11 protein-coding genes are annotated in these 12,918 nt (G+C 67.5%); 9 read left to right on the top strand and 2 right to left on the bottom strand.

The genetic code is table 11. The features are described 5' to 3' along the window. Positions 1-11 precede the first annotated feature (11 nt). The 6 genes from ACW4TU_RS04010 (at position 12) to ACW4TU_RS03985 (ending at position 5,301) form a co-directional block, all read left to right on the top strand. Entirely contained in the window at positions 12-851 is an 840-nt protein-coding gene (locus ACW4TU_RS04010) for an aspartate/glutamate racemase family protein (RefSeq protein WP_457424677.1), read from the top strand. Beyond that, complete coding sequence (locus ACW4TU_RS04005) at positions 848-1,207, top strand: carboxymuconolactone decarboxylase family protein (RefSeq protein WP_457424675.1); 360 nt, start codon at positions 848-850, stop codon at positions 1,205-1,207. Before ACW4TU_RS04010 ends, ACW4TU_RS04005 begins: the two co-directional genes overlap by 4 nt. Positions 1,208-1,278: 71 nt before the next feature. Beyond that, positions 1,279-2,028 carry an SDR family NAD(P)-dependent oxidoreductase gene (locus ACW4TU_RS04000; RefSeq protein WP_457424673.1) on the top strand — a complete coding sequence of 250 codons (750 nt, stop codon included), beginning with the start codon at positions 1,279-1,281 and terminating at the stop codon, positions 2,026-2,028. Between the two features lie 79 nt (positions 2,029-2,107). Further along, the gene (locus ACW4TU_RS03995; RefSeq protein WP_457424671.1) at positions 2,108-2,881 is read left to right on the top strand and encodes an SDR family oxidoreductase; all 774 of its coding nucleotides are present in this window, start codon (positions 2,108-2,110) and stop codon (positions 2,879-2,881) included. A 4-nt stretch (positions 2,882-2,885) separates the two neighbouring features. Beyond that, positions 2,886-4,505 (top strand): class I adenylate-forming enzyme family protein, encoded by a 1,620-nt coding sequence (locus ACW4TU_RS03990; protein WP_457424669.1) that lies wholly within the window; start codon positions 2,886-2,888, stop codon positions 4,503-4,505. Further along, positions 4,498-5,301, top strand: coding sequence for an enoyl-CoA hydratase/isomerase family protein (locus tag ACW4TU_RS03985; RefSeq protein ID WP_457424667.1), 804 nt, complete (start codon positions 4,498-4,500; stop codon positions 5,299-5,301). The genes ACW4TU_RS03990 and ACW4TU_RS03985 overlap by 8 nt, the downstream gene beginning before the upstream one ends. Before the next feature lie 89 nt (positions 5,302-5,390). On the opposite strand, the gene ACW4TU_RS03980 is transcribed toward ACW4TU_RS03985, so the two are convergent. Both ACW4TU_RS03980 and ACW4TU_RS03975 read right to left on the bottom strand, forming a co-directional pair. Then, positions 5,391-6,353 carry an electron transfer flavoprotein subunit alpha/FixB family protein gene (locus tag ACW4TU_RS03980; RefSeq protein ID WP_457424665.1) on the bottom strand — a complete coding sequence of 321 codons (963 nt, stop codon included), beginning with the start codon at positions 6,351-6,353 and terminating at the stop codon, positions 5,391-5,393. Between the two features lie 75 nt (positions 6,354-6,428). Then, positions 6,429-7,214, bottom strand: coding sequence for an electron transfer flavoprotein subunit beta/FixA family protein (locus ACW4TU_RS03975; protein ID WP_457424663.1), 786 nt, complete (start codon positions 7,212-7,214; stop codon positions 6,429-6,431). Positions 7,215-7,317: 103 nt separating this feature from the next. Here ACW4TU_RS03975 and ACW4TU_RS03970 point away from each other — a divergent pair, with 103 nt between their 5' ends. From ACW4TU_RS03970 to ACW4TU_RS03960, 3 genes are all read left to right on the top strand, one after another. After that, positions 7,318-8,847 carry a Re/Si-specific NAD(P)(+) transhydrogenase subunit alpha gene (locus ACW4TU_RS03970; RefSeq protein WP_457424661.1) on the top strand — a complete coding sequence of 510 codons (1,530 nt, stop codon included), beginning with the start codon at positions 7,318-7,320 and terminating at the stop codon, positions 8,845-8,847. A 3-nt stretch (positions 8,848-8,850) separates the two neighbouring features. Continuing rightward, on the top strand, positions 8,851-10,269 hold the full coding sequence (gene pntB, locus ACW4TU_RS03965) for a Re/Si-specific NAD(P)(+) transhydrogenase subunit beta (protein WP_457424659.1): 1,419 nt from the start codon (positions 8,851-8,853) through the stop codon (positions 10,267-10,269). 944 nt (positions 10,270-11,213) lie between these two features. After that, the gene (locus ACW4TU_RS03960; protein ID WP_457424657.1) at positions 11,214-12,695 is read left to right on the top strand and encodes an aldehyde dehydrogenase; all 1,482 of its coding nucleotides are present in this window, start codon (positions 11,214-11,216) and stop codon (positions 12,693-12,695) included. The last annotated feature ends 223 nt before the right edge of the window (positions 12,696-12,918 follow it).

Genomic DNA, 12,918 nt, shown 5'->3' with positions numbered 1-12,918 from the left:
AGACGAACCCCGTGACCCGCATCCTGTATCTGAGCCTGTCCAACGCCACGTACTCCTCGAACTACTTTCCCTTCCTGCGCCGCTACATCGACGACTTCGTCGACGACGGCACCGAGGTCGAGCTGCGCGGAGCACGGGTCGGACGCATCGACAGCTTCCGGTTCTGGGAAAGCCTCGACTCCGTGTCGATCCTGGACTCCGTGCTGGACGCCGAACAGTCCGGCTTCGACGCGGTCGCAATCGGCAACATCCTCGACCCAGCGCTGCGCGAGGCCCGCTCCATGGTCGATATCCCGGTGCTCGGCCTGGGCGAGACGTCGATGCTGACGGCGTGCCTCATGGGCAGCAAGTTCTCCCTGGTCGGCGTGAACCCCTACTTCGGAGGACGCTTCGAGGAGAACGTCGCCAAGTACGGGTTGCGCGAACGGCTGGCCGGCATCGAGTGCATGGACCTCACACCGCACGAACTGGACGCATGCTTCTCGGACGACGAAGGCCGCCAGCGGGCCACCGACTCGTTCCTGGCGGCGGCCCGAGCGACCATGGCTCAAGGCGCCGAGGTCATCATCCCGGCGGGCGGACGTGTGACGGCGTTCCTTAACTCCGTCGGCCTCCGCGAGGTGGATGGCGCACCCGTGCTCGACGGCACGGCGACATTGCTGGCCATGACCGAGTCGGCCGTCCGGATCCGCGCGGCCGCCGGGTCCTTCGTCAGCCGGCGACGCCTGTACGCCAAGGCCCCCTCCGACGTGATCAGGTCGGCGGCGGCTGAATACGCCGAGAGCTACGGGATGCCCGCGCTGGCCCGTCTCGCCAACCCCGTGAACGTTGATCCGGAGGAGAAGAAGTGACCACACCCAAGCCCAGCGGACCGCCGGTCTACCCCCTGAGCAAGCAGGACACCTTCGTGTCCAACCTGGACCGGCTGAGGGAGACCTCGGACGCCGTGGCGGACGCCTTCCGCGGCCTGCGCCGTGCGGCCGACGCACACGGAACCCTGGAAGCGAAGCAGCGCGAACTCTGTCTGCTGGCAGCCTTCGCCGCCATCCGCAACGAGGGCGGGTTCCGCGTTCACTGCAACCGTGCGACCGAGGCCGGCGCGACAGCGGAGGAGGTCGAGCAGGTCGTCATCCTCCTGCTCGGCACCTCCCTGGGCCTGGTCCCGGTCGTCGAAGCGCTCAGCTGGGCGCACGACGAGCTCCAGTGACCCGAGCCGTTGCCCCGCCACTACCCGCAACGCCCCCTTCGCACAGCACGAAGGCATCGACAGGAGGACACATGGCCGACGTCAATGAGGTGAAGAAGGCTCTCGTGGTGGGTGCCGGTTCCGGCATCGGACGCGCCACCGCCCTGCGTCTCGCCGGGCTGGGCATCACCACCGCCGTGGCCGATCTGAACGCCGAGGCCGTCCAGGAACTGGCGCAGAACCACCCGAACATCGTCGCCCTGGGCGATGTGCCATGGGACGCGACCGACCCCGAAGCCTGCGACCGGATGCTCAAGGAAGCCGTAGGAACCCTGGGGCGCGTCGACCACGTGATCTCCACCGTCGGCTGGACGGCCATCCAGCCGTTCCTCGACGAGTCGCCCGACTACTGGCGCCGGATCATCGACGTGAACCTGATGTCGAGCATCTACATCGCGGCGGCAGCGGGACGGACACTGCGCGAGCACGGCGGAAGCATCGTCCTCACCTCGTCCGAGGCCGGCACGGTGGGAACCTCGGGCGAAACCGTCTACTCCGCGGCCAAGGCGGGCGTCATCGCGCTCGTCAAGTCACTCGCCCGGGAGTGGGCGCGCCACGGCATCAGGGTCAACGCGGTGGCTCCCGGGATCACGGCCACGCCGCTGCTGGAGAGCCAGGGTGGGGAGTCCCTGGTCTCGAGCATCGTGCGGAACGTACCGCTGCGCAGGGCGGGCGAACCCGAAGAGATCGCCGCCGCCCTCGCGTTCCTCGCGCTCGACGACGCGAGCTACATCACCGGCCAGACCCTGTGCGTGGGCGGCGGTCTGACCATGGGGTCGTAGACCCAGCGGCATACAGGAAGTGCCGCGCAGCCGACGGCGGCGCGCACGGACAACTCCCGATGGTGAGGACAGCATGGAAATGAAAAGCAAGACGATCATCATCACGGGTGGCTCTCGTGGCATGGGACAGCGCCTCGCACTCCGGCTCGCCGGCGAAGGCGCCGATGTCGTCGTCAATTACCGGCGTGATACCGAGGCGGCGGAGCAGACCGTTGCCCAGATCGAGGCGGCCGGTGGCAGAGCCCTGGCAGTGCAGGCCGACATCTCGGACACCGAAGCCGTCGAGGCGCTCGTGGCGACCGCGGCCGACCGTTTCGGGAAGATCGACGTCATCGTCGCCAACGCGGCGGCCAGCGCGTTCAAGCCGCTGACACAGATTCACTCCCACCACATCGGCAAAACGATGGGGATTACCGTCCAGGGCTTCCTCGACCTGGCTCGCGCGAGCGCTCCGCACATGCCGCCCGGCGGAAGGATCGTGGCCGTCTCCGGATGGGACAGCTTCCGGGTCCTGCCCGGCCACGGACTCCTCGGCGCCGCGAAGGCCGCGATGGAGACGATTGTGAAGTACTTCGCGATCGAACTGGCCGGCCAGGGCATCACCGCCGTCGGAGTCTGCCCGGGGCCCATCGACACCGACTCCTTCCGGTACTACGCCGGTGAAGCCTGGGAGGACTACGAACGCCAGTGGCGCGCCATGACACCCTCCGGCTCCTATCCCACGCCCGAGGAGGTCGCCGAGGTCATGGCCTTCCTCTGCTCCCCACGCAGCGCGGCCATCAACGGCCAGACGATCGTCGTCGACGGCGGCCTGTCGCTCGCCACGATGCCGATCTCCTTCGGCCAGGGCTGAGGAGATGGTCACCGCAATGAACGCGTCGGCGCAGACCGTTGCGCAGCTCATGAGCCAGATCGAGCGCCGGCCTAGCCGGTCCGTCGCCGTCGAGGGACTCGACGGCCTGCACCGGCTCACCATCGCCGATCTCACCGAGGCGTCGAATCGTCTGGCCAACGCCTTCATCGGCCTCGGCCTCGCCCCGGGTGATCGCGTGGCCTACGTCGCGCAGAACCACGTGGAGTACGTCGTGCTCGAGTTCGCGCTGCTGAAGGCAGGTCTGGTCAAGGTCCCGCTCAACCACCGGTTCACCCCGCACGAACTCCGCCGGTGCATGGAACTCGCCGACGTCCGGCTCGTGGTCGCGGACACGGCGGCGGCTGCCTCGATCGACGAGGTCGTCGACGGCGACGGCCCCTCGAAGGTGGTCATAGGCACGCGGCCCGGCTGGCGTTCGTTCGATGACCTGGTGACCGAGGGCTCGCCTCTTCGGCCACGGGTCCACGTCGGTCCCGAGGACCTCTACCACATCAGATTCAGCTCCGGTTCGACCGGACGGCCCAAGGGCATCGCGATCTCGCACCGCGGGGCCCGCGCGGCGATCCTCGGCAACACATGGGTGATGAGCACGAGCGGGCCGACGCTCGCTCCCCGCACACTGCAGGTGGCGCCGCTGGTGTACGCCGGCGGCTGGAGTGTCCTGCCCACGCTGCTGCGCGGCGGCACGAACGTGGTCCTTCCCCGGTTCGACGCGGACGAGACACTGCGGGCGATCAAGGACGAGCGGATCGACTGGATGTTCGCCGTGCCCACCATGCTGCGCAGGATGAGCGTTTCGGACGAACTCCCGCTGCTGAAGGGCGCACGGCTGTCCTGCCTGATGCTGGCCGGTGAACCCGCCGCCCTTCCCGCGCTCGAGGTCGTGAGCGAGCACACGGACGCGCTCCTCCAGTGCTGGGGGCAGACCGAGGCGCCCGCGTCCACCACCCTTCTCAGCCGGCAGGAGATGAAGTCGCCCGAGCTGTGGTCCTCCATCGGCCGTCCCGTCCCCGGCGTGGAGTTCTCCCTCCTCGTCGGGGGTGACGTGCTCGACGAGGTGCCCCCCGGCGTACAGGGAGAGCTGGTGATCCGTACCCCGAGCGTCACCACGGGGCTCATCGGTTCGGAGTCCGAGCACGCCGACCGTCTTCTTCCCGACGGCTGGTGGCGCACCTCCGACCTGGGCCACTTCGACGAGGAGGGGCGCGTCTTCATCGTCGGCCGCGCGAGCGAGACGATCATCACCGGCGGCACCAACATCCAGCCCGTCGAGATCGAACGCGCCTTTGAAGAACACCCCGGCGTCCGTGAGGCCGTCGTGGTCGGCGTTCCTGACGAAGAGTGGGGCGAGACCCCGGCGGCACTGGTCCACGTGCCCGACACCGGCGCGCTGGGGGCCGAAGGCCTCACTCTCTGGGTGCGCGGAAGGCTGGCCGGATTCAAGCGTCCCCGCCACGTCTATCTCTCGGCCGACCCGATTCCGCGGGCCTCCGGTGAGTCGAAGATCGCACGCGGTGACATCAAGCGGATGGTTCGCGCATGGGTGGCAGACCCCACTCGCGTTCCTGCCAACGTGACAAAGGTGGTGAACCCTCGTGGATGAGGTCGTGGTCGACGATACGGACGTGATCGGGTCGGTACGGCTGAACCGTCCGGAGCGCGGTAACTCGGTGACGCCCGCAGTCGTCACGGAGCTGGGTGATGCCGTCCAGCGGCTGTGTGACACGGACGGGGTCCGGGCAGTGGTCCTGACCGGGACGGGCTCGGTGTTCTGCGCCGGCGCCGACGTCCGGGAGATGTACGACGTGTACCACGGCGATGGTCCCGACGGACTGATGGCCTACCTTGCCGATGTGTGGATGCCTGCCGTGCAGCGGACGGTTCGCCTCATCTGGGGCGCTCCCAAGCCGATCGTTGCCGCGTTCAACGGCGCGGCCACGGCCGGGGGGCTCGACTTCGGCCTCGCCTGTGATGTGCGTGTCGCCGCGTCCACCGCGCGATTCGCCGAGAGTTACGTCAACCTCGGGATGGTCCCCGTCGCCGGAGGGGCCTTCCTGCTTCCCCTGGTGGCAGGCCTGTCCGCCGCCACGACCCTGCTGGCGTCGGGAGCCTTCGTCGACGCAGACCGGGCTCTGGGCCTCGGCATGGTGAACGAGGTGTGCCAACCCGACGAACTCGGTGCCCGCGCACGGCAGTTGGCGTCAGATCTGGCTCATGGCCCCGCCGCGACATTCGCGCGGGTCAAGGACATCGCCCGCGGTACGTCGACGCCGGCCTTCGAGACAGCCCTGCGTGACAGCCTCAAGGCGAACATCGAGCTGATCGCCCGTCCCGAGGTCCGGGAACGAATCCTCTCCGTCATGGAACGGTTCAGCCCCTCGACCGCTCGGCACGGCTGACTGCTTCAATCGGTCGAAGACGGCTCCTCCTGTCCGGCGCGACAGGAGGAGCCGTCTTTTGTGCGAGCAGCGCGCGGGCTGGCCGCATGTCAGCCCTTGCGGGTGTTGATCTCCTCGGTGAGCTGCGGGACGACGTCGAAGAGGTCGCCGACGACGCCGTAGTCGACGAGGTCGAAGATCGGGGCCTCGGCGTCCTTGTTGACGGCCACGATGGTCTTCGAGGTCTGCATGCCGGCGCGGTGCTGGATGGCGCCGGAGATGCCGTTGGCGATGTAGAGCTGCGGCGAGACGGACTTGCCGGTCTGGCCGACCTGGTTGGTGTGCGGGTACCAGCCCGCGTCCACCGCGGCGCGCGAGGCGCCGACGGCCGCGCCGAGGGAGTCGGCGAGCGCCTCGATGATCGGGAAGTTCTCGGCGCCGTTGACGCCACGGCCGCCGGAGACGACGATCGCGGCCTCGGTCAGCTCGGGGCGGCCGGTCGACTCGCGCGGGGTGCGCGCGGTGACCTTGGTGCCGGTGGCCTGGGCGGAGAAGGTGACGTCGAGGGCCTCGACGGTGCCGGCGGCCGGGGCGGCCTCCACCGGGGCGGAGTTCGGCTTGACCGTGATGACCGGGGTGCCCTTGGCGACACGGGTCCTGGTGGTGAAGGACGCGGCGAACGCGGACTGCGTGGCCACCGGGCCCTCGTCGCCGGCCTCGATGTCGGTGGCGTCGGTGATGATGCCGGAGCCGATGCGCAGCGCGAGGCGGGCGGCGATCTCCTTGCCCTCGGCGGAGGAGGGGACCAGCACGGCGGCCGGGGAGACAGCGGCGTACGCGGCCTGGAGGGCGTCGACCTTCGGGACGACCAGGTAGTCGGCGTACTCGGCGGCCTCGTGGGTGAGGACCTTGACGGCGCCGTGCTCGGCGAGCGCGCCTGCGGTGGCGGCGGCACCGGCACCCAGGGCGACGGCGACCGGCTCGCCGATACGGCGGGCGAGGGTCAGCAGTTCCAGGGTGGGCTTGCGGACGGCGCCGTCCACGTGATCGACGTAGACGAGAACTTCAGCCATGGGACTTCTACTCTCCTGCTTGCGGAAGATGAGGGGCGGTCTGCGGGGCGGGGCTCAACGAGCCTCGAACGGGGCCTAGATGAACTTCTGGCCCGCGAGGAACTCGGCGAGCTGCTTGCCGCCCTCGCCCTCGTCCTTGACGATCGTGCCGGCCGTGCGCGCCGGGCGCTGGGTCGCGGAGTCGACCACGGAGTACGCGCCCTCCAGACCGACCTCCCCGGCCTCCAGGCCGAGGTCGGACAGGTCCCAGGCCGCCACCGGCTTCTTCTTGGCGGCCATGATGCCCTTGAAGGACGGGTAACGCGCCTCACCGGACTGGTCGGTTACCGACACGACGGCCGGGAGGGAGGCCTCCAGCTGCTCGGAGGCGGAGTCGCCGTCGCGGCGGCCCTTGACGACACCGTCCTCGACGGAAACCTCGGAGAGCAGGGTGACCTGCGGGACGCCCAGACGCTCGGCGAGCAGCGCGGGGACGACGCCCATGGTGCCGTCTGTGGAGGCCATGCCGGAGATGACCAGGTCGAAGCCGGCCTTCTCGATCGCCTTGGCCAGCACCAGGGAGGTGCCGATGGCGTCGGTGCCGTGCAGGTCGTCGTCCTCGACGTGGATCGCCTTGTCGGCGCCCATCGACAGGGCCTTGCGCAGCGCGTCCTTGGCGTCCTCGGGGCCGACGGTCAGGACCGTGATCTCCGCGTCGTCGGCCTCGGCGGCGATCTGCAGCGCCTGCTCGACCGCGTACTCGTCGAGCTCCGAGAGCAGACCGTCCACGTCGTCACGGTCGACGGTCAGGTCATCGGCGAAGTGCCGGTCGCCAGTGGCGTCGGGCACGTACTTCACAGTGACAACGATCCTCAAACTCAATGCATGTCCCTTCACAACGAATGCTACAGTCACGCAGATTATTGACAAGACTGTAAGAGTATGACATTTCAGTTCCCGTTAGATCAATGCTGAGGAGGTCTCCGTGCTCATCGGTGTGGTGAAGGAGTCCAGGCCGGGCGAGGCCCGGGTGGCGACGACGCCGGCCACGGCCGCGCAGTTGCTGAAGCTCGGCTACGAGGTGGTGGTCGAGCGGGGCGCGGGCGCGGCATCCAGCTTTCCCGACGAGGCGTACGTCGAGGCGGGTGCCGCCATCGGTGACGCGTTGGCGGCCGACATCGTGCTCGGGGTGAACCCGCCGTCAGCGGAGCAGATGGACAGGCTGCGTGAAGGTGCCACGCTGATCAGTCAGCTGAGTCTGAGGGCGGAGCCCGAAAGGTTGGAAGACCTCGCCGGACGGCCGATCACCGTGCTCGCCATGGACGCCGTACCGCGGATCTCGCGGGCCCAGTCGCTGGACGTGCTGTCTTCGATGGCCAACATCGCGGGCTACCGTGCCGTGGTCGAGGCGGCTCACGAGTTCGGCCGGTTCTTCACCGGCCAGGTCACGGCGGCGGGCAAGGTTCCTCCGGCCAGAGTGCTGGTCGCCGGTGCCGGTGTCGCCGGACTCGCGGCGATCGGCGCCGCGGGCAGTCTGGGTGCGGTGGTGCGGGCCACCGATCCGCGGCCGGAAGTCGCCGACCAGGTGAAGTCGCTGGGCGGGGAGTACCTGGCAGTCGACACCCGTGAGGCGCAGGCCAGTGCGACCGGCTACGCCAAGGAAATGGGGGACGGCTACAAGGCGCGCGAGGCGGAGCTGTACGCCGCGCAGTGCAGGGACGTCGACATCGTCATCACCACCGCCCTCATCCCGGGGAGGCCGGCACCGCGGCTGATCACCGCCGAAATGGTCGCCGGTATGGCACCGGGCAGCGTGATCGTCGACATGGCCGCGTCCAACGGCGGCAACGTGGAAGGCGCCGTCGCGGGACAGAAGGTGGTCACCGACAACGGGGTGACCATCATCGGCTACACCGACCTGGCCGGTCGGCTTCCTACTCAGGCGTCCCAGATGTACGGCACAAACCTGGTCAACCTCATGAAACTACTGACGCCCGACAAGGACGGCACGCTGGTGCTGGACTTCGACGACGTGGTGCAGCGTTCCATGACCGTGATGCGCAAGGGCGAATCGACCTGGCCACCGCCGCCGGTGCAGGTGTCCGCGACACCTGCCGCCGCGCCCACGGCGACGCCTGCCCGCCCCGAGAAGGGGAGCCGGCGAGTGATCTCGCCGGCCAGACGATTCACAGCGATCGCGGCGGTCGGCGCACTGCTGTTTCTGACGGCCGCACTGTCGCCGCGTGCACTGCAGGGCCATCTGACGGTCTTCGCCCTCGCGATCGTGGTCGGCTACTACGTGATCGGGCACGTGCACCACGCCCTGCACACTCCGCTGATGTCGGTGACCAACGCGATCTCCGGCGTCATCGTGGTCGGGGCGCTGCTGCAGATCGGCCATGGTGACACGGCGATCACAGCCATCTCGTCCGTCGCGATCCTGCTCGCCGCCATCAACATCTTCGGTGGGTTCGCCGTCACCCGGCGCATGCTCGCCATGTTCTCCAGGAGCTGACTCATGGCTGTCGACACCGCCGCACAGGCGGCCTACATCGTCGCCGCACTGCTGTTCATCCTGGCCCTGGCGGGTCTGTCGAGGCACGAAACCGCCAAGGCCGGCAACACCTTCGCCATGGTCGGCATGGCGTTGGCGCTGATCGCGACGATCGCCCTGGCCATCGACCAGGACATGGAGAACTCCGGACTCGCCCTGTTGACCGGTGCCACCGCGGTCGGCGCGGTCATCGGCCTGCAGCGGGCAAGGGTCGTGGAGATGACCGGCATGCCGGAGCTGATCGCCCTCCTGCACAGCTTCGTGGGTCTGGCCGCAGTGATGGTCGGCTGGAACGGTTACCTTCATGTCGAGGCGGACCTCGACGGCGGCGCCGCGCAGGTGCTGCGGGCCACGGAGAACTTGGGCATCCATCATGCCGAGGTGTTCATCGGCGTGTTCATCGGTGCGGTGACGTTCACCGGTTCCGTCGTGGCCTTCCTCAAGCTGTCCGCCCGGATGAAGTCCGCGCCGCTCACGCTGCCCGGCAAGAACGCCCTGAACCTCGGTGCCCTGCTCGTGTTCGCGGCATCGACCACCTGGTTCGTGATCGAGCCGAGTCTCTGGCTGCTGCTGGCGGTCACCGCGGTCGCGCTGCTGCTGGGGTGGCATCTGGTGGCCTCGATCGGCGGTGGCGACATGCCGGTCGTGGTATCCATGCTGAACAGTTACTCCGGCTGGGCCGCAGCCGCCTCGGGATTCCTCTTGGAGAACGACCTGCTGATCATTACGGGTGCCCTGGTCGGCTCCTCGGGCGCGTACCTGTCCTACGCCATGTGCAAGGCGATGAACCGGTCCTTCGTCTCCGTCATCGCCGGTGGCTTTGGCATCGAGGCAGGACCGGGTGGCGGCGAGGACTACGGCGAGCACCGCGAGACCAACGCCGAAGGCGTCGCGGAAATGCTCACGGACGCCGACTCGGTGATCATCACCCCTGGCTACGGCATGGCCGTCGCCCAGGCGCAGCACGGCGTGGCCGAACTGACCCGCAAGTTGAGAGAAAAGGGCAAGGACGTCCATTTCGGGATCCACCCGGTCGCGGGGCGGCTCCCTGGTCACATGAACGTGTTGCTGGCCGAGGCCAAGGTGCCCTACGACATCGTGCTGGAGATGGATGAGCTCAACGACGACTTCGCCGGCACGTCCGTGGTGCTCGTGATCGGCGCCAACGACACCGTCAACCCGGCGGCGATGGACGATCCCGGCAGCCCGATCGCGGGCATGCCCGTACTCCGGGTCTGGGAGGCCGACAACGTCGTGGTCTTCAAACGCTCCATGGCCTCCGGCTACGCCGGCGTGCAGAACCCGCTGTTCTTCCGGGAGAACTCGGCGATGCTGTTCGGTGACGCGAAGGAGCGTGTCGAAGACATCCTCCGCGCACTCTGAGAGTGGCCTTCCTGGCGGCCCGGTCTGGGCTGGTCATTTCTCTTCCCGGTCGGCCGGAACGGAGTCCGTTTGCGTTCGCGGGGATAGGAGTCATCGAGTGTCCACGGCCCTTCTGCTGGTTCCGTCTCGCTGATCAGGAACACGGGAGCAGCACAAGGGCCGTGAACATGACTGTGCCGTACCTCGAACACGTTCTACGCCTGCCTGATGCTGTGGGAGGGCGGGCCTCCTGTTCCTGGCCGCTGACGCAGCTCAGTGCCTTCAGCGGTTCGCGGCCGCCTTCGGCAGCGGAGCTCTGTTGGCGTCCGCGCCGGCGGTATCTCTCGGCGGGGAGAGCGTGGGGACGAGGGGCGATGTAACCCGCCAAGGCGAGCTGCGCCGGTCGAGACGCCCGACAGGTGGGGGTGACCTTGCTGCGAGCCCCAGTGGCAGGGTGGGCCAACTGGTCAGTCGAAGTCTGACCATTGACCGCAACTTCTAATGTCCGACAGAATGTCGGCTGGTGTAGGCGCAGAGACCCCTCGGCTCCGGAGGCAAGCGCGAATGCGGTGGCCCGGCCATGTGCTTGCGTGACCGCCGGCGCCCTCGGTTGATTTGCTGCATCGGAGGTGTACGTCTTGCCTGGGATCCCTCCAGCCAATCGTCGTGCGACCAGGGCCGGCCCTGCGGGCGCCGAACCGTACGCCCGCGACTTCACTGTCATCTCCGGGCTGGACTTCCTGCGCACTCACGGCCAGACGCCGTCCGTCTCATGCGGGGCTGCTTCCGTCGCCCTGCGGTCCGCTTCGAACGGCGCGGCGGCATCCTGCGAAGCCTTCTTTGGCCTCCCGACAGGTTTGATCACCACCGGCATTTGCGGCGTTCGGACCATTTATGCCAGGCCGTGGTGGGGAGCGCCGATGGGCGGCTCGCGAGGCTGTGCCACTGCGAATGGAGGACAACGTATGACGAAGTATCGACTGCACATCAATGGTGACTGGGTCGACCCTGACGGCGGCGAGTGGCTCGACACCTATGATCCGTATCGGGGAGAGCCCTGGGCTCAGATCCCCCGTGGTAACGGCGAGGACGTGTCGCGTGCTGTGAGCGCCGCCGACCGCGCCATGACGGATGGGCCCTGGGCGAGCTTGAGCGCCTCGCAGCGCGGCAAGATCATGCGCAATATCGGCGATCTCGTCGTCAAGAACGCAGAACGGCTCGCTGAGATCGAAGCGCGCGACAACGGGAAGTTGCTTGCTGAGATGCGCAGCCAGCTCGCTTCGATCTCCGAATGCTGGTATTACTACGCCGGGTTGGCCGACAAGATTGAGGGCGCCGCAATACCAATCGAAAAGCCCAATACGTTCGCTTTCACTTTTCGCGAGCCGATTGGCGTCGTGGCCGCACTGACCGCTTGGAACTCTCCGTTGTGGTTTGTTGCGGTCAAGTGTGCCCCTGCCTTGGCCGCAGGTTGCGCCGTAGTGGTGAAGCCGTCAGAGTTCGCCTCTGCCAGCACGCTGGAGTTCGCCGGGCTCATGAAAGAGGCTGGACTGCCCGGCGGCGTATTCAATGTCGTCACCGGCTTCGGCCCAGAGGCGGGGGCCGCATTGGTCGAACACCAAGACGTCGCAAAAATCACCTTCACGGGCTCAGATGCGACCGGAGCGAGGATATACGAGACTGCGGCGCGCACCATGAAACGCGTCTCTCTCGAGCTCGGCGGGAAGTCGCCGAACATCGTGTTTGAGGAAGCCGACCTGGACGGGGCCGCGGCGGGAGTGGTCGCGGGCATCTTCGGAGCGGCGGGCCAGATGTGCTCGGCGGGGTCGCGACTTCTCGTCCACAACTCGATCAAGGACGTCTTCACGGAAAAGCTGCTTCGCCTCGCCCAGGACGTGCGGCTCGGTGATCCAATGGATCCCCAGACGAATGTCGGCCCCATCGCAACGCCTCCGCAGTATCAGAAGGTGTTGCACTACATCGACATCGCAAAGGCGGAAGGCGCGCGTTGCGTTCTCGGTGGCAAGCCGGCGGCCGGGCCCGGCCTGACCGGCGGTCAATTCGTCGAACCCACGATACTGGTCGACGTCACCAACAGTATGCGCATTGCCCAGGAAGAGGTCTTCGGTCCGGTTCTCTCGATCATCGGTTTTGATGACGAGGAGCAGGCCGTACGGATCGGCAATGACGTTGCGTACGGGCTGGTAGCAGGGGTCTGGACGAAGAGCATCGGCCGGGCCATGCGCATGTCGAAGGCGCTCCGCGCAGGAACTGTCTGGGTAAATACCTACCGCACATACAGTTACATGGTGCCTTTTGGCGGCATGAAACGGTCCGGTATGGGACGGGAGCAAGGAATAGAGGCGGTCAACGAATACCTCGAAACCAAGAGTGTCATGATCTCGACGGACGATGACGCTCCACCCAATCTCTTCGTGATGCGGTGATGGGAGTCGATGCCCACGGGGGAGTACCGCCTGCTCCCTCACCACGATGAACGCGGTGGAAATTGTCTGCCCTCGACCATTTCTCGTTGCACTAAACCGTCCGGCGGGCCGGTAAGCCGTCCCCTCAGCTCCCAGGCTGTCGTTCCGCCGTGTTCCCGTGCTCTATGGCTGACGCCATCGCGGTCAGGGCTTCGGCGTAGTCAGATGCCGTCCGGTTCGGGTC

The sequence above is a fragment of the Streptomyces kryoterrae genome (genome assembly GCF_054072135.1).
This window is presented reverse-complemented; position numbering and strand designations above follow the sequence as displayed.

Coding starts and splice junctions, on each gene's coding strand:
- ACW4TU_RS03995 (WP_457424671.1), top strand. CDS start 2,108: ATGAAAAGCAAGACGATCATCATCACGGGTGGCTCTCGTGGCATGGGA.
- ACW4TU_RS04000 (WP_457424673.1), top strand. CDS start 1,279: ATGGCCGACGTCAATGAGGTGAAGAAGGCTCTCGTGGTGGGTGCCGGT.
- ACW4TU_RS03990 (WP_457424669.1), top strand. CDS start 2,886: ATGGTCACCGCAATGAACGCGTCGGCGCAGACCGTTGCGCAGCTCATG.
- ACW4TU_RS03960 (WP_457424657.1), top strand. CDS start 11,214: ATGACGAAGTATCGACTGCACATCAATGGTGACTGGGTCGACCCTGAC.
- ACW4TU_RS03980 (WP_457424665.1), bottom strand. CDS start 6,353: ATGGCTGAAGTTCTCGTCTACGTCGATCACGTGGACGGCGCCGTCCGC.
- pntB (WP_457424659.1), top strand. CDS start 8,851: ATGGCTGTCGACACCGCCGCACAGGCGGCCTACATCGTCGCCGCACTG.